At 70.9% G+C, this 20,040-nt stretch carries 19 protein-coding genes and 1 tRNA gene; 16 read left to right on the top strand and 4 right to left on the bottom strand.

Going from position 1 to position 20,040, the window contains the following annotated elements:
• The first annotated feature begins 16 nt into the window (after positions 1-16).
• The 4 genes from J1M36_RS04035 to nrfD all read left to right on the top strand — a co-directional run bounded on the left by J1M36_RS04035 (position 17) and on the right by nrfD (position 6,126).
• Positions 17-358, top strand: coding sequence for a hypothetical protein (locus tag J1M36_RS04035; RefSeq protein ID WP_035965408.1), 342 nt, complete (start codon positions 17-19; stop codon positions 356-358).
• Positions 359-557: 199 nt separating this feature from the next.
• On the top strand, positions 558-3,938 hold the full coding sequence (gene fdh, locus J1M36_RS04025) for a formate dehydrogenase (protein WP_231885519.1): 3,381 nt from the start codon (positions 558-560) through the stop codon (positions 3,936-3,938).
• 11 nt (positions 3,939-3,949) lie between these two features.
• Positions 3,950-5,029, top strand: coding sequence for a 4Fe-4S dicluster domain-containing protein (locus tag J1M36_RS04020; protein ID WP_035965484.1), 1,080 nt, complete (start codon positions 3,950-3,952; stop codon positions 5,027-5,029).
• On the top strand, positions 5,026-6,126 hold the full coding sequence (gene nrfD, locus J1M36_RS04015; RefSeq protein ID WP_064846027.1) for an NrfD/PsrC family molybdoenzyme membrane anchor subunit: 1,101 nt from the start codon (positions 5,026-5,028) through the stop codon (positions 6,124-6,126). Before J1M36_RS04020 ends, nrfD begins: the two co-directional genes overlap by 4 nt.
• Positions 6,127-6,247: 121 nt before the next feature.
• Here the strand turns inward: nrfD and selD are convergent, their stop codons facing one another.
• Positions 6,248-7,291, bottom strand: a complete 1,044-nt coding sequence (gene selD, locus J1M36_RS04010) for a selenide, water dikinase SelD (protein WP_193518823.1) — start codon at positions 7,289-7,291, stop codon at positions 6,248-6,250.
• A gap of 83 nt (positions 7,292-7,374) precedes the next feature.
• On the opposite strand from selD, the gene J1M36_RS04005 reads away from it, so the two are divergent.
• From J1M36_RS04005 to J1M36_RS03955, 11 genes are all read left to right on the top strand, one after another.
• Positions 7,375-7,469, top strand: a tRNA-Sec gene (locus J1M36_RS04005).
• Positions 7,470-7,510: 41 nt separating this feature from the next.
• A complete protein-coding gene (gene selA, locus J1M36_RS04000) occupies positions 7,511-8,818 on the top strand; it encodes an L-seryl-tRNA(Sec) selenium transferase (protein ID WP_193518822.1) in 1,308 nt (435 codons plus the stop codon).
• On the top strand, positions 8,818-10,605 hold the full coding sequence (gene selB / locus J1M36_RS03995) for a selenocysteine-specific translation elongation factor (protein WP_206478700.1): 1,788 nt from the start codon (positions 8,818-8,820) through the stop codon (positions 10,603-10,605). Before selA ends, selB begins: the two co-directional genes overlap by 1 nt.
• A 276-nt stretch (positions 10,606-10,881) precedes the next feature.
• The gene (locus J1M36_RS03990; protein ID WP_231885531.1) at positions 10,882-11,082 is read left to right on the top strand and encodes a DUF3072 domain-containing protein; all 201 of its coding nucleotides are present in this window, start codon (positions 10,882-10,884) and stop codon (positions 11,080-11,082) included.
• A 112-nt stretch (positions 11,083-11,194) separates the two neighbouring features.
• Positions 11,195-12,016 (top strand): alpha/beta fold hydrolase, encoded by an 822-nt coding sequence (locus tag J1M36_RS03985; protein WP_206478698.1) that lies wholly within the window; start codon positions 11,195-11,197, stop codon positions 12,014-12,016.
• 135 nt (positions 12,017-12,151) lie between these two features.
• Positions 12,152-12,292 carry a hypothetical protein gene (locus J1M36_RS03980; protein ID WP_179861254.1) on the top strand — a complete coding sequence of 47 codons (141 nt, stop codon included), beginning with the start codon at positions 12,152-12,154 and terminating at the stop codon, positions 12,290-12,292.
• A gap of 162 nt (positions 12,293-12,454) precedes the next feature.
• A complete protein-coding gene (locus J1M36_RS03975) occupies positions 12,455-12,715 on the top strand; it encodes a hypothetical protein (protein WP_206478697.1) in 261 nt (86 codons plus the stop codon).
• 25 nt (positions 12,716-12,740) lie between these two features.
• Complete coding sequence (locus tag J1M36_RS03970; RefSeq protein ID WP_206478696.1) at positions 12,741-13,649, top strand: EamA family transporter; 909 nt, start codon at positions 12,741-12,743, stop codon at positions 13,647-13,649.
• 169 nt (positions 13,650-13,818) lie between these two features.
• A complete protein-coding gene (locus tag J1M36_RS03965) occupies positions 13,819-14,436 on the top strand; it encodes a mismatch-specific DNA-glycosylase (protein ID WP_206478695.1) in 618 nt (205 codons plus the stop codon).
• A gap of 83 nt (positions 14,437-14,519) precedes the next feature.
• Complete coding sequence (locus J1M36_RS03960) at positions 14,520-14,954, top strand: hypothetical protein (protein ID WP_143470061.1); 435 nt, start codon at positions 14,520-14,522, stop codon at positions 14,952-14,954.
• A complete protein-coding gene (locus tag J1M36_RS03955) occupies positions 14,954-15,154 on the top strand; it encodes a helix-turn-helix transcriptional regulator (RefSeq protein WP_064846036.1) in 201 nt (66 codons plus the stop codon). The genes J1M36_RS03960 and J1M36_RS03955 overlap by 1 nt, the downstream gene beginning before the upstream one ends.
• 23 nt (positions 15,155-15,177) lie before the next feature.
• Here J1M36_RS03955 and J1M36_RS03950 read toward each other — a convergent pair whose 3' ends face one another.
• The 3 genes from J1M36_RS03950 to J1M36_RS03940 form a co-directional block, all read right to left on the bottom strand.
• A complete protein-coding gene (locus J1M36_RS03950; protein WP_206478694.1) occupies positions 15,178-16,446 on the bottom strand; it encodes a carboxylesterase family protein in 1,269 nt (422 codons plus the stop codon).
• Positions 16,447-16,560: 114 nt separating this feature from the next.
• The gene (locus tag J1M36_RS03945) at positions 16,561-17,004 is read right to left on the bottom strand and encodes a GNAT family N-acetyltransferase (protein ID WP_193518815.1); all 444 of its coding nucleotides are present in this window, start codon (positions 17,002-17,004) and stop codon (positions 16,561-16,563) included.
• An 81-nt stretch (positions 17,005-17,085) separates the two neighbouring features.
• Positions 17,086-18,711: an alkaline phosphatase D family protein gene (locus J1M36_RS03940; protein WP_206478693.1), complete on the bottom strand. Its 1,626-nt coding sequence runs from the start codon at positions 18,709-18,711 to the stop codon at positions 17,086-17,088.
• Between the two features lie 213 nt (positions 18,712-18,924).
• Here J1M36_RS03940 and J1M36_RS03935 point away from each other — a divergent pair, with 213 nt between their 5' ends.
• The gene (locus tag J1M36_RS03935) at positions 18,925-19,641 is read left to right on the top strand and encodes a TRIC cation channel family protein (protein WP_206478692.1); all 717 of its coding nucleotides are present in this window, start codon (positions 18,925-18,927) and stop codon (positions 19,639-19,641) included.
• Positions 19,642-20,040: the final 399 nt, after the last annotated feature.

Here is a 20,040-nt window from a genome sequence, read left to right as displayed (position 1 = left end):
TGGCAAGGAGTAACCCATGACGCAGCCCATCCCGGACCCCAACCCGCTCGACAACCCCGAGGCCTCGGACGACACGTTCCGCGAGGACGAACTGATCGGCACCACCGGTGACGAGGACTCCGCGTGGGAGGAGGACGACGCCCAATGGGGTGCCGACGAGGATCCCCTGACCCACCCCGAGGAAGCCGACGTGGAGCAGGTGGCGCAGGAGGAGACGATCCCTGAGCTCGATACCACCTCCGAGACCCAGGACCCGGAGGTCGAGGCCCTCGTGCAGGACCCGCAGGCCGACCGCGAGGTCAACCGCTCGTTGCGGGACGGCGCAGACCAGACCGTGGACCCCATGGACGAGCGCTGACGCGACACGCCGTCGCAGACCACCGACGACCCGTGGCGTCCGGGTGGCCCGTGTGGCCCCCGGTCGTCGCGGGTCGTCGCCGTGCGGGCCGAATCCCGGCGTGACCCGGACCGATGCCGCCGCGAGGGCCGCGCGGGTCGTCGCCGTCGTGACACACCTGACACCTGGACGCGCGCGGTAAACGGTCTATTCTTGAGGTATGTCCCGATTCAGCCCGCTCGAGTGGCCGGTCATCCGCCAGCTCCGGACCGGGGATCACACCGGCCGCAGTTCCGCGGTGCAATCACAGCGCACGCGTGAGATCACGCCGCGCACCAGCAGCGCGGACCGCGTGGTGCAGAGCGTGTGCCCGTACTGCGCGGTGGGGTGTGGCCAGAAGGTCTACGTCAAGGACGAGCGCGTGGTCCAGATCGAGGGTGATCCGGATTCCCCGATCTCCCGCGGTCGGTTGTGCCCCAAGGGGTCGGCGAGCGAGCAGCTCGTGAACTCCCCGGGCCGTCAGACCCAGGTGCTCTACCGCGCCCCGGGTGCCGCCGAGTGGCAGCCCCTGGACCGGGATACCGCGATCGACATGATCGCCGATCGTTTCCTGGAAGCCCGACGCCGCGGTTGGCAGGACACGGACGAGCAGGGCCGGCCGTTGCGCCGCACCATGGGCATCGCGTCCTTGGGCGGCGCCACGCTGGACAACGAAGAGAACTACCTGATCAAGAAGCTGTTCACTGCAGCGGGGGCCGTGCAGATCGAGAACCAGGCTCGGATTTGACACTCCGCCACGGTTCCCAGTCTGGGAACCTCGTATGGCCGCGGCGGCGCCACCCAGTCGCTGCAGGACATGGCGAACGCCGACTGCATCGTGATCCAGGGATCCAACATGGCCGAGTGCCACCCCGTGGGATTCCAGTGGGTCTCCGAGGCGAAGGCGCGCGGCGCCAAGATCATCCACGTGGATCCGCGTTTCACGCGCACCTCTGCGGTCGCGGACAAGCACGTCCCCATCCGGGCGGGCTCGGACATCGCCCTGCTCGGTGCGCTGATCAACTACGTTCTCACGCACGACCTGTGGTTCCACGACTACGTGGTGTCCTACACGAACGCCGCCACGATCATCAACGAGGACTTCGAGGACACCGAGGACCTCGGCGGGATCTTCTCGGGCTACGACGTCGAGAAGGGCGCGTACGACCTCTCGTCGTGGGCCTACGACGACGAGGACGACGACGCCGGTGACGGCACCGACAAGCACGAACAGGGCGACGAGGAACGCGAGGAAGCCGGCGGCGACAAGTTCGGCAGCGGCGGCGCGCCCACGGGTGCGTCCGAACCGCGCTGCGACGAGACCCTGCAGGACCCCCGCACGGTCTTCCAGATCCTGAAGCGCCACTTCTCGCGCTACACGCCGGAGAAGGTCGAGGAGGTGTGCGGCATCTCCGCCGCGGACTTCGAGTACCTGGCCCGTGCCGTGACCGAGAACTCGGGACGCGAGCGCACCACGTGCTTCGCGTACGCCGTGGGGTGGACCCACCACACGCTGGGCGCGCAGTTCATCCGCACGGCCGCGATCCTGCAGTTGCTGCTCGGCAACGTGGGTCGTCCCGGCGGGGGCGTCATGGCACTGCGCGGGCACGCGTCCATCCAGGGCTCCACGGACATCCCCACGCTGTTCAACCTGCTGCCGGGTTACCTGCCCATGCCCTCGGTCGAGTCCGATTCGCTCACCGAGTACCTGGGCACGATCGGGTCCAAGACGCAGAAAGGCTACTGGGCTGACGCGGACGCCTACACCGTGAACCTGCTCAAGGCATGGTGGGGGGACGCCGCGCGCGACGACAACGACTGGGCGTACCACTACATGCCGCGGATCAACGGTCCGCACGGGACGTACCAGACCCTCATGGCCATGCTCGAGGACAAGGTGGACGGGTACTTCCTGCTGGGGCAGAACCCCGCGGTGGGATCGTCCAACGGCCGCATGCAGCGCACCGCCATGTCCCACCTCAAGTGGCTCGTGGTGCGCGATCTGAACATGATCGAATCCGCCACGTGGTGGAAGGACGGACCCGAGATCGAGTCCGGCGAGCTGAAGACGGAGGACATCCAGACCGAGGTGTTCTTCATGCCCGCGGCCACCCACGTGGAGAAGTCGGGATCGTTCACACAGACCCAGCGTCTCGTGCAATGGCGCCACCAGGCGGTCTCCCCGCCGGGTGACGCGCAGAGCGAGCTGGACTTCTTCTACGACCTGGGCCGGCGACTGCGCACCCGGTTGGCGGAGTCCACGGATCCCCGGGACCGGCCCCTGCTGGACCTCACGTGGGACTACCCGCTGACCGAGGAAGGTGAGCCGGATCCCGAGAGCGTGCTCGCGGAGATCAACGGCCGGTTCGAGACCGGCCCCGATGCGGGCAAGCCGCTGTCCTCCTACACCCAGATGAAGGCGGACGGCAGCACGTCCGGTGGGTGCTGGATCTACACCGGGATCTACGCGGACGGCGTGAACCACGCCGCGGACCGGGTTCCCGGGCGCGAGCAGGACGAGATCGCCTCCAAGTGGGCGTGGGCCTGGCCCGCGAACCGACGGATCCTCTACAACCGCGCCTCGGCGGACCCCCAGGGCAAGCCGTGGAGCGAGCGGAAGAAGCTCGTGTGGTGGGACGAGGAGTCCGGGCGCTGGACCGGCAAGGACGTGCCCGACTTCCCGGTGGACAAGGATCCCGGCGCGCGGCCTGACCCGGAGCTCGGTGGCGCGGCCTCGCTGCACGGCGACGACCCGTTCATCATGCAGGCGGACGGCAAGGGGTGGCTGTACGCCCCCAAGGGTCTCGTGGACGGGCCCATGCCCACCCACTACGAGCCCCAGGAGTCGCCGGTGGCCAATGCGCTGTACTCGCAGCAGCAGAACCCGGCCCGCGTGATGTTCCCCCGCAAGGACAACCTCTCCGCACCGAGTGCGGGCGCGCCCGGCAGCGAGGTCTACCCGTACGTGTTCACCACGTACCGGCTGACCGAGCACCACACCGCCGGTGGCATGAGCCGCTGGTTGCCGTACCTGTCCGAACTGCAGCCCGAGGCGTTCTGCGAGATCTCCCCGGAGCTCGCCGAACAGCAAGGGTTGGAGCCCTTTGGATGGGCCACGATCATCTCGCCGCGCTCGGCCATCGAGGTCAAGGTCCTGGTGACCGACCGGATGACGCCGCTGCGGGTGGGCGGGCAGACCGTGCACCAGATCGGGCTGCCCTATCACTGGGCCGTGGGCAAGGACGCCGTGGTCAGCGGTGACGCCGCCAACGACCTGTTGGGGATCACCCTGGACCCGAACGTCCAGATCCAGAACTTCAAGACGGGTTCGTGCGACATCCGCCCCGGCCGCCGGCCGCGCGGTGCCGAACGCATCGCGCTCATCGAGGAGTACCAGGAGCGGGCCGGGCTCACCGTCCGGACCGGCAACGAGCGGATCACCGATCCGCAGCGGGAACTGAACGAGGATCCGAAGCGTCCCCACGGCGAGGGCCAGTCCGCGGGGCGTTCCACGGCCCGAGGAGCCGGCACCGCGGTGCGGGAACGGGAAGAGGACGAGTGAGCACGGATCGGATGACACCCACTGACAGGTTCGCGGACGACTCCCACTGGGATCATCCGCACGAGCGCCGCGGGTTCTTCACGGACACCTCCATCTGCATCGGGTGCAAGGCGTGCGAGGTCGCGTGCAAGGAGTGGAACCGCAACCCCGCGGACTCCGACTACGAGCTGCTGGGTTCCTCGTACGACAACACGGGCGGCCTGGGCGCGGACACGTGGCGGCACGTGGCATTCATCGAGCAGTCGCGGGACCGCATCGAGCAGGCCCGGGAATCCGGGCGGGCGCTCGTGGACCTGGGGATGCCCCGCGTGGGTCCGCCCGCGGCGTCGTCGTCGGCTGAACCCGCGTCCGGTGGCTGCGGGTGCTCGTCCGGGGGAGGGGGGTGCGGGAGCGCGGCCACGACCGGCGGCGCATCCACCGCGCAGGACGGCGACTCCCCGGTCCTGGACACCCCGGACTTCCGGTGGCTCATGTCCTCGGACGTGTGCAAGCACTGCACCCACGCCGGGTGTTTGGACGTGTGCCCCACGGGCGCGTTGTTGCGCACCGAGTACGGCACCGTGGTGGTCCAGGAGGACATCTGCAACGGCTGCGGTACGTGCGTGGCCGGCTGTCCGTTCGGCGTGATCGAGCGCCGCGACGACGGTCTCGTGGAGCCCAAGACCCAGCGCGGTGCGGCACCCATGCCGGACACTGTGAAGGTCCCCCAGGACGGGATCGCCCAGAAGTGCACGCTGTGCTACGACCGTATGAAGGACGACCAGACCCCGGCGTGCGCGCAGGCGTGCCCCACCACGTCCATCAAGTACGGCGAGCGCGAGACCATGCTCGAGTCGGCCCAGAAGCGCGTCGCCCAGTTGCACGAGCAGGGCAAGACCGAGGCGCGGCTCTACGGCGCCAACCCCAAGGACGGCGTGGGCGGAACCGGGTCCATCTTCCTGCTGCTCGACGAGCCCGAGGTGTACGGCCTGCCGCCGGATCCCCGCGTCCCCACGGCGGACCTGCCGCGCATGTTCAAGCGTGCGGGCATGGCCATGGTGGGCATGCTGGCGCTCGGCGCGGTCGCGTTCACGGCGGGTGATCGCTCATGAGCATTTCCCCGTACGACGCCTACCGTCCGCCGCAGGAGCCGCGCGGCAAACGACGCCGCAAGAACCGCACCCCGGGCGGGGGAGCCTTCCGCCGCGGTGGCGGTGACGGTTCCCGCGAAGTGCCCGTGGTGCCGGAGCCCGAGTTCACGTCCTACTACGGCCGCCCGATCGTCAAGGCCCCGCCGTGGGACTCCAAGATCGCGTCCTACCTCTTCCTGGGCGGTCTCGCGGGTGGTTCCGCGCTGCTGTCCCTGGGCGGCTACCTCACGGACCGGCCCGCACTGCGTCGCAACGGTCGCCTGGGTGCACTGGGAGCGGCGAGCCTCGGGACCGTGGCGCTCGTCGCGGACCTCGGGCGCCCCGAACGGTTCCTGCACATGATGCGCACGGTCAAGCCCACCTCGCCCATGAGCCTGGGTTCGTGGTTGCTTGCGGGTTTCGCGACCAACGCGGGCGTGGCCGCCGCGATCGAGGTGGACCGGATGACGGATGAACGCCTCCCGCTCGGCCCCCTGCGCCCGGTGCTGCACGCGCTCGAGCTGCCCACGAGCGTGGCCTCCGGCGTTCTCGGAGCGCCGCTCGCGGCCTACACCGCCGTGCTGCTCGGGGACACCGCAGTGCCCACATGGCACGAGATGCACGCGCACCTGCCGTTCGTGTTCGTCAGCTCGGCGTCCTTGGCGTCCGGGGGCTTTGCGCTCGTGACCACGCCCGTGGCGGAGACCGGTCCCGCGCGGTTCTTCGCGGTGGCCGGGGTCGCGGGGGAGCTCGCGGCCATGCACGTCATGAAGGGCGCCATGGACCCCGTCTCCGTGGAGCCGCTCGAACAGGGCAAGCCCGGTGCGTGGCTCACGTGGAGCGAACGGCTGTCGGTCATCGGTGGCGCGGGCGTTCTGCTCGGCGGACGACGCCGCTGGGTCGCCGCAGCCTCGGGGCTCGCCCTCATGACGTCCTCCGCGCTCACGCGCTGGGGTGTGTTCTGGGCCGGCAAGGAATCCGTGAAGGACCCCCGGTACACCGTGATCCCGCAGCGCAACCGGCTCGAGAAGCGCCGCGCCGCCGGGATCATCGACGATTCGATCACGACCGCCGGTTGAGTCTGCCGTGGCGGGGGGCTGCCCCGCTCACGTGCGAACACATGCCCGGGACGACCGCGCATGCCGTCCCGCAACCGGTCGGACGACCGGTTCGCGCGACGGGTTGAGTTGAGCGGCGCGTTCAGCGCACGGTGATGAGCGCATCGCCGTCGGCGGGAACCTCGGTGGTCTCCCCGATCACGGGATAGCCGGGGACCTCCCCGACCACGAGCAGTCCGCCCGAGGTCTGGGCATCCGCGAGCAGGAGCAGCTGGTCCTCCGTGATTCCCAATCCCGCGGACAGGAACGGGCGCACCCAGTCCAGGTTGCGGCGGGTACCACCCGAGACGAAACCGTCCCGCAGGGCGTCCGCGGCGCCGTCGACGAGCGGAACCGCGGAGGCGTCGAGCGTGGCGGCCACCCCGGAGGCCCGGCACATCTTGTACAGGTGGCCCAGCAGACCGAAACCGGTCACGTCCGTGGCCGCACGCACCCCGGCCGCAAGGGCTGAGCGAGACGCATCCTTATTGAGCGCGGTCATGGTCTCGATCGCGGCGGGGAACACCTCGCCCGTGGTCTTGTGCCGGTTATTGAGTAGTCCCACCCCGATCGGCTTGGTCAGGGTGATGGGCAGACCAGGCCGGGCGGCGTCGTTGCGCATGAGGCGTTCGGGATCTGCGGTACCGGTGACCGCCATGCCGTACGTGGGTTCGGGGGAGTCGATCGAGTGCCCACCGATCACGGGGCAGCCCGCGAGCGCGGCCACGTCCAGGCCGCCCTGCAGCACCTCGGACATCAGGCTCATGGGCAGCAGTTCACGGGGCCAGCCCACGAGGTTGATCGCGACCACGGGGGTCCCGCCCATCGCGTAGATGTCGGACAGTGCGTTCGCCGCGGCGATCCGGCCCCAGTCGCGGGCGTCGTCCACCACGGGGGTGAAGAAGTCGGCGGTCGAGAGCACCGCGAGGTCGGGACGCACGAGGACGGCCGCGGCGTCGTCGCCGTCGTCCAGGCCCACGAGGACGTCCGGGGAGTTCTGGCCCGTGAGTCCCTTGACGGCGTCCTCGAGCTCGCCCGGCGGGATCTTGCAGGCGCAGCCACCGCCGTGGGCGTAGCTCGTGAGACGGCCGATCCCGGTCCCGGACGGGTGCGAGGTCGTGGACGGGCGGGCGGCTTCGGAAGTCATGCGACCAGTCTAGGAGTGGGGACGGACAGGCTACTGAGGCATGACGACCGAGGGCGTCCGAGTGCGGTGATACATTCGCTCCCGGAGGCGTACGTGTCCTGGTGGGCGCCCCGGTCTTCAAAACCGGTGAGACCGAGCAGCTCGGTCTGGCGGGTTCGATTCCCGTCCGCCTCCGCCACTTTTTGAGCACTCGCCCGCCACAGATCCCGAGGAGTTGCCGTGAGTGCAGCGGATCCCCGCAGCCGCATCCCCCGTACCGACCGGTTGCTCGCGGATCCTCGCATCGGGTCCGTGGGAGCCGGGCTGGGGGCCGCGGCGGTGCGGGCCGCGATCACGGCCGCGCAGGCCCGGGCACGCGCGGGGGAGATCGCGCCCGAGGACGTCGCGAGCGCCGTCGTCACCGAGCTCTCGGCGCGCGGCGCGTCTTCATTGACCCCGGTGCTCAACGCCACGGGCGTGGTCGTGCACACCAACCTGGGCCGCGCTCCGCTCTCCGATGCCGCCCGCCAGGCCCTGCAGGACGCCTCCGGCTACGTGGACGTGGAACTGGACCTGACCACCGGGCAGCGCTCCGGCCGGGGTGTCGCCGCGCGGCAGGCACTGCTCGACGCGTGCCCCGCCGCCGAGGATGCGCTGATCGTCAACAACGGTGCCGCGGCGTTGGTCCTCGCCACGACCGCGCTGGCCGCTGGGCGCGAGGTCCTGATCAGCCGGGGCGAATTCGTGGAGATCGGTGCCGGGTTCCGCTTGTCCGACCTCATGGAATCCACGGGTGCGCGGCTGCGCGAGGTGGGGACCACCAACCGCACGCACCGCGCCGACTACCGGGACGCCATGGGTCCGGAGACCGGGTGCATCCTCAAGGTCCACCCCAGCAACTTCCGGGTGGACGGCTTCACGTCCTCGGTGCCGCTCGGGGAGCTGCGGGCGCTCGCGGACGAGCACGGGGTGGCGCTCGTGGTGGACGTGGGTAGCGGCCTGCTCACGCCGGATCCCGCGCTGCCCCACGAGCCGAGTCTGTCGGAAGCGCTCGAGGCCGGCGCGGACGCCGTGATCGCGAGCGGGGACAAGTTGCTCGGCGGGCCCCAGGCGGGTCTGTTGCTCGGGCGCACCGAGACGATCCGCCGCCTTGCGCGCTTCCCGCTGGCCCGGGCCGTGCGCGCGGACAAACTGACCCTCGCCGCCCTCGAGGCCACCCTGCGGGGCGGTCCCACCCCCGTCGCGAGCGCCCTGCACGCGGACCCGCAGCGCGTGCGTGAGCGCGCGGAGGCCCTGGCCGCCGCGGTGGGGGCCGACGTCGTGGAGCACGATGGTCGCGTGGGTGGGGGTGGTGCTCCCGGTGTCCCGCTGCCCGGCTGGGCCGTGCGGCTCCCGGAGGCCGCCGCGCGCCCGTTGCGTCTCGGCACGCCAGCCGTGCTGCCGCGCGTGCACGACGGCGCGTGCCTCGTGGACCCCCGCTGCGTCCCCGAGGAGCGGGACACCGACCTGCTCGCCGCCGTGCGCGCGGCGCTCGCGGAGGTGGGCTGATGTACGTCGTGGCCACGGCCGGTCACGTGGACCACGGCAAGTCCACCCTGGTCCGAGCACTCACGGGGATCGAACCGGACCGGTGGGACGAGGAGAAGCGACGCGGGCTCACGATCGACCTCGGGTTCGCGTGGACCGAGCTGCCCTCGGGGAGGCATGTGGCGTTCGTGGACGTCCCCGGGCACGAGCGGTTCCTGGGCAACATGCTTGCCGGTGTGGGCCCGGCTCCGGTGGTGTGCTTCGTGGTGGCCGCGGACGAGGGCTGGCAGGCCCAGTCCCGGGACCACCGGGATGCGGTCGCCGCCCTCGGGATCGAGCACGGGATGATCGTGGTGACCAAGGCGGATCGGGCTCCGGAGCGGGTGGCCGACGTCGTGGCGCGGGCTCGGGCGGAGCTCGTCGGCACGGGTCTCGCGGACGCTCCCGCCGTGGCCGTCTCGGCGCGGAAGGGAACCGGACTCGACGAGTTCCGGGACACGCTGGACGCGGTGCTCTCCCGCGTGCCCGGCCCGGACCCGGACGCCAGGATCCGGTTGTGGATCGACCGGGCCTTCACGATTTCCGGTGCCGGGACCGTGATCACCGGGACCCTGACCGCCGGGACCCTGCACACGGGTGACCGGTTGACCCTGCGCGGTCGAGCGGGAAAGCAAGTGGTCACCGTGCGCTCGATCCAGAGTCAGAATGATTCCGTGGCGCGGATCGGACCCACCCACCGCGTGGCCGTGAACCTGCGGGGCACGAGCAAGGACGCGATCCACCGTGGGGACGTGCTCGTGACCCCGGACGCGTGGCCGAGCGCGGGCGTCATCGGGGTCCGCCGTGAGCGGGGTGCTCCGTTCGACGAACTGCCCGCCGAGATCGTGGTGCACGCGGGAACGGCCGGCGTGGGCGCTCGGTTGCGACCGCTCAATGCCGATCACGCCCGATTGCAGCTGGACCACGAGATGACCCTCGTGCCGGGGGACCGGCTCGTGCTGCGCAGTCCCGGGGCGCAGGTCGCGGTCGGGGGTGCACGTGTGCTCGACGTCGACCCGCCCACCTTGGACCGGCGCGGTGCGGCCGCCCGGGAGGCCGCTCGGCTCGCGGGCATCGCCGACCACGGCGACCCCGTGGCGGAAACCGTCAAGTACGGGGCGGTGAGCACCGAGCGGTTGCGGCTGCTGGGGTTCGCGGCGGACGAGACGCCCTCCGGCGACGTCGTGGTGGCGGACGGATGGTGGATCCACGTGCCCCGGCTCACGGAGTGGGCCACGCAGTTGCGAGCGGCGGTCGAGGCCGCGCACGAGCGCGACCCCCTGGCCCCGGGACTGCCCCGAGGCGCGGCCCGCACAGCGCTCGGCGAACCCGGCGGACGGCTCCTGGACATGCTCGTGGCCCGGGCGCAGCTCACGGAGCAGGACGGATACATCACGGTCCCCGGTCGCGGCGGCGGACTCGGTGCCGCGGAGGCCGCGATCACCGCGCTCGAGAAGCGCTTGCGTGCGGATCCGTTCGCGGCACCGGAGGCGTACGAACTGCAGGAGTTGCGCCTCGGCCCGCGAGAACTGGCGGCGGCGCAACGGCTCGGTCGGGTGCTGCGGTTACCCGGCGATGTCGTCGTGTTGCCCACCGCGCCCGCGCTCGCGATGCGCGAGCTCGCGCGGCTGCCCCAGCCCTTCACCACGAGCCAGGCGCGGCAGGCGTGGGGCACCACGCGCCGGGTGGCCGTACCGCTGCTCGAACACCTGGACGCCAAGGGCTGGACGCGGCGCGAGGACGAGAGCAACCGCAGCATCGTGCGGTGAACACCCGCTGCGGATCGGTACGAGCGGTGGGACCTTGCGCGCCGTGAGCGAAACATCCTCGCGGGGAGGCGGAGCGGGGGCTAACGTCGACACCACGACATCCGGTGATCCGGCGCGAGACCTAGCGAAGGAGCAGTCATGACCGAAACCCCCGCACAGGACCCCCAGGGCGAACAGCTCCCGCTCGAGAACGGCACCCCGGACGGTGCCCTGCCCGACCAGGCCGCCAACGGCGTTCCGCAGGGAGAGACCAATGGCGCGCCCCAGGGCGAGACCATCGGTGCGACCGGTGACGCTCAGGACTCGTCCCTCGAGAAGGACCCCTCGACCTGGGTCAGCGGCGATGAGCCCATGACCGCGTCCCAGAAGTCCTACCTGGACACCCTCGCCAAGCAGGCCGGGGAGGAACTGCCCGCGGATCTCACCAAGGCGGAGGCGTCCCAGCACATCGAACGGCTCAAGGGCTCGCAGAACTGATCCGTCCTCATCCGGGACGTCCCGGATCCACCGCCCCGTACCCGGCATCCACGCCGCGTGCGGGGCGGTGTCCGCTTTGGGGCGCGGTGGGCGCGCACAGTAGATTGGGCCCGTGCCCCAGGACCAGAAACCCCTCGTGAAGACCACGCTCGTGGGAGACGGCGAGCATCGCGTCGTGTTCCTGCACGGGCTGTTCGGCCGCGGCAAGAACTTCACGAACATCGCCAAGGGATTGCGACCCGAGTTCCGCAGCTTGCTCGTGGACCTGCCCAACCACGGTGAGTCCGCCTGGACCGAGAGCTTCGGCTACGCAGCCATGGCGGATACCGTGGCCGCCGAGCTGCGTGAGTCCTTCGCCGCGGACGGTCCCGTGGACGTGGTGGGCCACTCGATGGGCGGCAAGGTCGCCATGATCCTGGCCCTGCGTCACCCGGAACTCGTACGCCGGCTCGTGGTCGTGGACATCTCCCCGGTGGGTGCGCAGGAGTCCGGTGCCGGGCGGGGCGACTTCGAGCACCTGCTGGGCGCCCTGCAGCGCCTGGACCTGAGCGACGTCAGCCACCGCTCCCAGGCGGACGCCGCGCTGCGCCCCGAGATCCCCGAGGACCACGTGCGCGGTTTCCTCCTCCAGAACCTGCGCCACCGGGACGGCGGTTTCGGGTGGCAGCCCAACCTGGGCCTGCTCCATGCCGAGCTCGGCGCCATCGGGGACTGGCCCGCGGACGACGTCGCAGGGCGCACCTTCATGGGGCACGTGCTGTGGATCGCGGGGGAGCGTTCCGACTACGTCCAGGACAGCGACGTCCCCGCGATGCGCGCGCTCTTCCCGCGCACGGTGCGGACCACGGTGCGCGGTGCGAGCCACTGGGTGCACGCGGACCGCCCGGACGAGGTCATCTCCGCGCTGCGCACGTTCCTGCTCACCGACCGCTGATCCGCTGCGATGCCGCCGATCGGCGCGCATCATTCCCGCGCGGAGCGCCTCCGGGCGGGCCCCGCGGTTAACACGCGCGGGCGTCGCCGCCCCGGCCGACAGGGTTCTGAGTCCACGACCACAGGAGAACCCCGGGTGCACTCCGACCTCGGCCGCCATGTCTTCGTGACCTTGAGCGGGGTGTTCTGCATCGCCGGGACACTCGTGGGCGTCGGGGTGACCGGGACCTTCGTGGCTGACATCGCCGGGGGAGCCCTGGACTCGGAGCGACCCTGATCGCTCCCGCGGGCACCGCGTTCTCCATCTGGTCCGTGATCTAGGTGGGCCTGTTCCCCTACACCGTGCGGCAATGGCTGCCGAGCGTCGCGACGAACGCGCGGGAGCGCCGGATCGGCTGGCTCGCCGGGGTGTCCATAGTGCTCAACGCCGCATGGCTGCGTGCTCCTCACCGCCGTCTCCGCCCGGCTCCTGGGTCCGCGTTTCACCGTGGCCGCGGCCGTGGTGTGGGCGCTCGTGTGGATCGGGGTGGCCCGCACCTCCAGCGGACCCGAGTCCCAGGTGGTGGGAACCGCGGCGTTCGTCCTCGCGGCCGTGACCTTGGTGATCTGGATCATCGCCCTGGTCCGGGGTCGCTACCGGGGCACCCGGGCACTCGACACCCGCGCGGGACGCGAGCGCAGCGGCGTCGTCGCGAGCTGACCAGGTACCGCGTAGCGTGGACGCCGTGAATCCCACGACCTCACCGACGGCCCGGGAGAGCGGTGGTTCGTCCGCGCAGGGCGTGCTGCTCGTGGTCGCCGCGGCGTTCGTCACGCAGACGGGCGCGGCGATCGCCGTGAGCCTGTTCGACCACGTGGGCGCCACGGGTGCCGTGTTCCTGCGACTGTTCATTGCCGCGGTGGTGCTGTGCGCCGTCGTGCGACCTTCCCCGGCGGGGCTCACGCGGCACACGATCGGGGTCGTGCTCGCCTTCGGGGTGGCCCTCGGTGGGATGAACCTGCTGATCTACCAGGCCATTGCGCGATTGCCGCTCGGGGTCGCGGTGACCATCGAACTGCTCGGCCCGCTCGCGCTGTCCGTGGTGCTGTCCCGGAAGTGGAGCGGGGTGCTGTGGGCCGCGCTGGCGCTCGCGGGCGTCGTGCTGTTGAGCGGTGTGGGCCCGGGCTCCGGGGTCCCCGACCTCGCGGGTGTGTTCTTCGCCATGGCTGCGGCCGCGATGTGGGCCGTGTACATCCTGATGTCCCGGCAGGCGGGGCGCAGCTTCCCGGGGACCGAGGGGCTCGCGTGGGCCATGGTGGTGGGCGCGGTACTCGCGGCGCCCTTCGGGATCGCGAGCGGTGGAGCGGCGCTGCTCGAGCCGCGCGTGTTGCTCGTGGGGCTCGCGGTGGCGTTGCTGTCCTCGGCGCTGCCCTACGCCCTCGAACTCGCGTCACTGCGCAGGTTGGCCGCCGAGACGTTCTCGATCCTGGTGAGTCTGGCACCGGCCGTGGCCGCGCTCGTGGGGTGGGTGATCCTGGGGCAGGTGCTGGGCCCTCCAGAGATCATCGGGATGGGGCTCGTGATCCTCGCCGGTGTGGCCGCCGTGCGCGCGGGCCGTCCGCCGTCCACGGGGCCGACGCCGCCCGCGACGTGAGCCGCGCGGGTTGCGGCCCGGTGTGCTCGCGCTGCGCGGTCTGCTCCTCCGGAGGGTCGTCCCGCCGCGGCTCCATCCGCTCCCCCGGAGGGGCGTCCTGTCGCGAGCGTCCCAGCTGTGTCCCGGCATCGATCCGGGCCGTCGGTGCCGCGGCCTAGCATGATCCACCATGGGATTCTCACGCGCCGAACTCGACTCCTACCGGGATCGCACCGTCCCGGATCTGCTGCCCCAGCCGTTGCGGCTGTTGTTCGTGGGAATCAACCCGGGGCTGTGGACCGCCGCGACCGGTGCGCACTTCGCCCGGCCGGGTAACCGTTTCTACCCGGCGCTGCACCGCGCGGGGATCACCCCGACCCTGATCAACGCCGCCGACGGCTACGTCCCGGAGGAGCTGGCGCAACTGACCGACCGGGGGATCGGGATCAGCAACGTGTGTCCCCGGGCCACTGCGCGGGCGGATGAGCTCACCGCGGAGGAGTTCCACGAGGGGGCACAGCGGCTGGACCGACTGGTCCGCGCGGAGCATCCCGCCGTGGTTGCGGTGCTCGGCATCACCGCGTACCGCGCGGCCTTCGACCGCCCCAAGGCCGTCACGGGTCGGCAGGATTCACCGTGGCCGGGCACCGACTTGTTCGTAGCACCCAACCCCAGCGGTCTCAACGCCCACAGCTCCCTGGACGACCTCGCGCGGATCTACGGTGACATCGCCCGCGCCGCGGGCATCGCCGTCGACCCGGAGGACACCCCTCGAAGCGTTGAACCTCGGGATGTCAAACACCCTTGACATCGGGTGTCAAGCACACTTGACTGTAGTCATCGACATTCGGAACGGTATCCCCGCTCCGACCGGGTGAAGGGATCGCAGTCATGACCACTCGAGCAGAGCGCCGGATGGAGGCGCCCCCGTCCGCCTATGTCACCATGCTCATCACCGGTGCGCTCGCCGCGGCGGCGCTGGGTGGCGTGGCTGCATGGTTCTCCGACGAGAACCGGCTCATGGCGTTCGTCATCTTCGCGGTGTGCACCGCCGGGCCCATGTTCGCCCTGTCCTGGTTCGTGTTCGTCTCCCGATACACGGTGAAGTCCGATCCCCGCGCGGAGGACAACGTGGAGGGCCAGTGGTACGAGAAGGCGGCCTCGGGCGCCTTCCACGACTTCCTGGTGGTGGCCGGGCTGGGCTGCGTCGTCCTGGCCCTCACGCAATTCGAGATCGCGGGATCGACCCTCCTGGTGCTGTTGCTCGTGTTCGTCATGGCTGATGCCGCCATCCGCTACGCGGTACTCAACAGGCGAGGGGCCTAGTGGACAACCGGATTGCGGAGCGGAGGGGAGACCGGTCGTGGTCGCAGGCCCACCTCGCGCAATTGCTGGGCGTCTCCCGCCAGACCGTGATCTCGATCGAGCGCGGCCGGTTCGACCCCAGCCTCCCGTTGGCGTTCCGGCTCGCCGCCGTGTTCGAGTGCCGGATCGAGGACCTGTTCACGCCCGACGCCGTCGAGTGACCCGTGCTCCCGAGAAACCCGGTTCAGACGGCACGACCCGTATCCGGCGGGAACACCCGCAGCCCGGCGCGGGAATCGCTCGCAACGGGCTCGCCCCGCGCGAAGTCCGCCCACACGCGACGCAAGCGAGCGCCGTCGGCGAGGACGTCCGCCCACGTGTGTCCCTCGACCATGGGGGTGCGCTCCCACGCCGGGCCCGGGAAGAGCAGGGGCAGCTCGGAGATGTGCGCCGCGGCGATCGGGCTGCGCCCCACGCCCCATGAGAACTCGTAGCGCGCTCCCGTGCCACCCGAGCTGACATGGCGTTGCGCGAACCGGCGGGCACCCCGTCCGTAGAGCCGCTGGGTGAACGGGCTGATCAGGATCCGCTCCACACCGCGGGACTTGCGGGGGTGGTTCATCCGCCGTAGCAGCGGGGGGATGCGCGCGGTGAACAGCGCGGCCTCGCGGGTCGTGTTGCCCACGAGGACCTCCACGTGTGGGGCGGCCTCGCGCCAGTGCCGGTCCAGTTCGGATTCCGGCGGCAGCGGGTCGTGGCCGTACTGCAGTCCGAACGGCATCTGGCCCTTGAGTCCGAACCGCGTGGCGGCCTTGGCCACGCGCTGCTGCATCGAGCGGATGTCGTCGAGCGACGCGTCCCGGGCCAGCGTGCTCGCGGTCGTGGCCATGAGCTCGCTCATCCTGGCGCGCCCGGCCAATAGGCCGAACGGCGCGCTCTGGATGACGGCACGGCGGAACAGGCCCCGAGCGCCGTCGGCGATCATGAGGTGCGCGACGGCGTCCCCGCCCGCGGACTGACCGAACGCCGTGACGTTGGCCGGGTCGCCGCCGAACGCGGCGATGTTCTCGCGCGTCCAGCGCAGGGCGGCGATCATGTCCAGCAACCCGAGGTTGGCGGGGATGTCCGCGCCGTCGCCCAGGAAACCGAGCAGCCCCAGTCGGTACGTCACGTTCACCACGACCACGCGCTGTTCGCTCACGAGCGCGCGCGGGTCGTAGAACGGCGCGTCTCCCGCCCCGGATGCGTACGACCCGCCGTGGATCCACACCATCACGGGCAGCCCGGCGTCCGGCGGCGTGTTCGCGGGCACTGTGACGGACACGCGCAAGCAGTCCTCGTCCTGGGGCAGCGCGCCGATGTTGCTGCCCACGACGTCGTCCAGGAACGGCATGGGCGGTTGCGGGCACGCGGGCGCCGGGTCCGTCGCGTGGATTTCGGCGGACGACGCCGCTACGGGCGTCGGTTGTTCGAAGCGCCCCGCGGTCGCGTACCGGATCCCGGTGGGACGCACCGTGCGGGCGGATCATCGGATGGCGGGACGGTGCGACCTGACACGGCGTGACCCGGGGCGGCGTCGCCGTCGTCCTGTGGGGCGGACCCCGGATTTCCCCGAGCGGAGGGACGCTCAGTCATGCGCACCACGATCCAAGGACAGGCTCATCCCGATGGTCCGCGGCGCCGGGTCCGTGAACCCGTGCCGCTCGTACAGCGGACGTCCGGGCTCATCCGCCATGAGGGACACGTACACGCCCGGCGGTGCGTCGCGGCGGATGCGATCCAGCAGCGCGCGCAGGACCGCGGAGCCGATACCCCTGCCCTGGTGCGGCGGCAACACCGCCATGTCGATGACGTGGAAGTACCACCCGCCGTCCCCGATCACCCGGCCCATGCCCACGGTGTCGCCGGACTCGTCGTGGATCACGTGGACCGCCGCCCACGCGCCGCCGATCCCGGCCGCGGCCTGCTCCTCGGTCTTGGGGCTCATCCCCGCCTCACGGCGCAGCGTCAGGTAGTCCGGGATCGTGGGCGGGCCGTCCAGGACGGTGTAACCGGGCAGGGTGTCGTTCATGCTCCTATCCTGGCGCATCCGCGGAGCACGCAACACCACGCCAGCGGGGTGTTCGTGGGTGCCGCAGGGCGCACGCGGCGGTCACCGCTGCGGCGTGAGCGTGCGGGTGTAGACCGTGGTGCCGTTGGCGTTGATGAGGCGCACCGTGAACGCGCTGCCGTCCCCCGAGACGTTCACGTGTCCGAAGTACTGGTGCTCGCCCGAGCGCGGGGAGCCCATGGGCGGACCGGCCTGTTGGAAGTCCACGCGGGGGCCGAACGTGCGGTCCAGCTCGTTGGGGCCGAAGGAACCGGCGTTGATGGGCCCGGCCACGAACTCCCAGAACGGCGTGAAGTCCTTGAACGCGGCCCGCTCCGGGGAGTAGTGGTGGGCTGCGCAGTAGTGCACGTCCCCGGTGAGGAACACCACGTTCTTGATCCGGTGGTCCTTGATCGCCTTGAGCACGCGGGCCAGCTGCAGCTCACGGCCCAGTGGTGCACCGTGGTTCGCGTTGGAGATGGATTCCTGTCCCTTCCCGTCCGGGACCACCAGACCCAGGGGGAGGTCGTTGCCGATGACCTTCCACGTGGCCCGGGACCGGCACAGCTCGTGGATCAACCACCGGGTCTGTTCCTCGCCCAGGATCTCCGTCTCGTGCGACTCCAGCCCATTGGTGTTCTCGCTCTTGAACGTGCGCATGTCCAGGGCGAAGACGTCCAGATGAGGGCCCCGGGCGATCTTGCGGTGGATGCGCGCGGGCTCGAAACCGGTGCCGCGGCGCAGTGCGCGGGAGTCGGCGATGGGCATGTACTCCTGCCACGCCTGCCGACCGCGGGCGGCCAGGGTGTCCACGTCCCGGACCTGCGTGTACCGCGGGTCGTCCAGGACCTCACCGGGCCACCAGTTGTTAGTGGTCTCGTGGTCGTCCCACTGCGCGATCACGGGGACCTCCGCGTACATGGCCCGCAGGTTGGTGTCCATCATGTTGTAGCGGTGGCGGCCCCGGAACTCGGCAAGCGTCTCGGCGACCTTGGAGACCTCCTCCGTGACCTCATTGCGCCACAGCGGTTCACCCGGTACCTGGCGCGTGGGCTCCAGGGGGTTGTCCGCGTAAATCGTGTCCCCGGAGTGCAGGAAGAAATCGGGCCGCGTGGCATGCATTGCCGCATAACCGCGCATGCCTCCGATCTCCGGGTTGATGCCGTAGCCCTGACCGGCGGTGTCAGCGGTCCATACAAAGGACTGGGGAGCGCACTGACCGCGGCGGTTCGTACGCTCCGGGGCGGTCGTGAACGACCCCGTGAGTCGCTCACCCATGCGTCCGGAGTCGTCCTCGAAACGGTACGTCACGTCGAAGCGGGTTCCGGCGGGAAGCTTCCGGGCCAGGATCTTGGCCGTGTGGTCGGTCCCGGGGTGGGCCCACCCGCCCACGAGGTGCAGCTTGGTGGCGTGGCGCCCGCGCAGGACGGTGCCGTCCGCCGCGGTGGCCCGCAGTACGGCGTGCAAACGTCCCGCACCGGAGGAGCGGGCCCACAGCACGGCGGAATCGGAGGTCACGTCACCGCTGGCCACCCCGCTCGGCAGGGTGAGGCGCTCGACCACGAGCCCCGGCCCGCCGGAGGGCTTGTCATGGGCGAGGGCGGCGGAGGGTACGGCGGTCACGGCGGCGGCCAGTGCGGCCCCACTCATGAGCTGACGACGGTTCAAGGGGCCGTTCTGAGGAGTCATGACCTCATGATCGGCGCCGCGGGTGACCCGTGGATTGCTCCCGGGTGAATCTTCGGATCCACTCTGACGTGCAGTGATACCCGCACGGGGTGCGTCACGGGCAGCCGGGGCTCCCGCCCGCGAAACCGATCGACGTGCCGGTTGCCGCCCGGCGCGCCGGTGGGCCCCTATGCTGGTCCCCGTTCACGCAACGGGTCGACGGGAGAACACGCAGTGAGCATCGAGGCGGCATCCGTCTTCAGCGCCGTGGATCTGCTGGGCGTGCTGACCAACGGGATCCTGGGCGGCGTCGTGGCCCGCCAATTGCGCATGGACCTCGTGGGATTCACGGTGCTCGCCATCGTCTCCGGACTGGGCGGCGGCATGCTGCGGGACACGCTGCTGCAACAGGGCTTCCCGGTGGCGCTGACCAACCCCGCCTACCTCACCTCCGCGCTCGCCGGCGCGGTGATCGCCTACCTCATGGTCTTCGGTCACCGCTGGACGATGCGCGCCCTGTTCGTGGCCGACTGTCTCTCGGTGGGGTGCTGGGCCGCCACGGGCACCGTCAAGGCCCTGGGTGCCGGGCTCGCATGGCCACCGGCCATCCTGCTGGGGGTCGTCACCGCCGTGGGCGGGGGGATGATCCGGGACATCGCCGTGGGCCGGTTGCCCGCCATCTTCGGCGGGAACACCCTCTACGCCACGAGCGCCCTGCTCTCGAGTGGCCTCATGGCGCTGCTCGCGGGCCTGGGTCACGAGACCGCCGGTATGGCCGGGGCCATCGTCCTCAGCGCCGTGGTCAGCGTCGCAGCGCGCCGTTTCGGGTGGCGCCTGCCCGGCCCCGCGAACCTCGGCCCCGGTGCGCTGGCACGGTTGCGCCGCAGACCCGCCACGGGCAGACACGTGCGTCGCGAGCGGGGAGGGATGCGGCGGCGTCGTCGGGTGTGACACCGGAGCGGACCGCGCCGACAGGTCCGGACCCGGGGGCTCACCCGAACGGCGGACAACGCCGCTGCGTCCCGGTACGCGGGGAATGGTCAGTCGGCGGGGGAGACGTCCTTCGCGGGCGCCTCGTTGGTCCATAACTTGGACGCGTTGCGACCCGCCAGCAGGGAGAAGATCACGACGAGCGCTGGGGGCGCCGGCGGAAACGGATGCGGTGGACATGGTGCTCCCTAGAACGATGTGCCGGAGGTTCGGCGCCGATGGGTCATTGGCGGCTCATCAAGTTAGGCGTCCACCGCGCGAAGCACGGGACCTGTGAGCCCCACACCGCCGGGTCGGTGACAGGTGCGGCCCTCCCCACGGCTGTATCCACTCCAGCGAGGGCCACGCGCACCCGCACCC

Source organism: Kocuria sp. KRD140 (assembly GCF_017168375.1).
GTDB lineage: Bacteria > Actinomycetota > Actinomycetes > Actinomycetales > Micrococcaceae > Kocuria > Kocuria marina.
Note: the sequence above shows the minus strand (reverse complement) of the source record. Positions and strands in the feature narration are given on the sequence as shown.

Coding starts and splice junctions, on each gene's coding strand:
- J1M36_RS03940 (WP_206478693.1), bottom strand. CDS start 18,711: ATGACTCCTCAGAACGGCCCCTTGAACCGTCGTCAGCTCATGAGTGGG.
- nrfD (WP_064846027.1), top strand. CDS start 5,026: ATGAGCATTTCCCCGTACGACGCCTACCGTCCGCCGCAGGAGCCGCGC.
- J1M36_RS04035 (WP_035965408.1), top strand. CDS start 17: ATGACGCAGCCCATCCCGGACCCCAACCCGCTCGACAACCCCGAGGCC.
- J1M36_RS03945 (WP_193518815.1), bottom strand. CDS start 17,004: ATGAACGACACCCTGCCCGGTTACACCGTCCTGGACGGCCCGCCCACG.
- J1M36_RS03960 (WP_143470061.1), top strand. CDS start 14,520: ATGACCACTCGAGCAGAGCGCCGGATGGAGGCGCCCCCGTCCGCCTAT.
- selB (WP_206478700.1), top strand. CDS start 8,818: ATGTACGTCGTGGCCACGGCCGGTCACGTGGACCACGGCAAGTCCACC.
- selD (WP_193518823.1), bottom strand. CDS start 7,291: ATGACTTCCGAAGCCGCCCGCCCGTCCACGACCTCGCACCCGTCCGGG.
- J1M36_RS04020 (WP_035965484.1), top strand. CDS start 3,950: ATGACACCCACTGACAGGTTCGCGGACGACTCCCACTGGGATCATCCG.
- J1M36_RS03965 (WP_206478695.1), top strand. CDS start 13,819: ATGGGATTCTCACGCGCCGAACTCGACTCCTACCGGGATCGCACCGTC.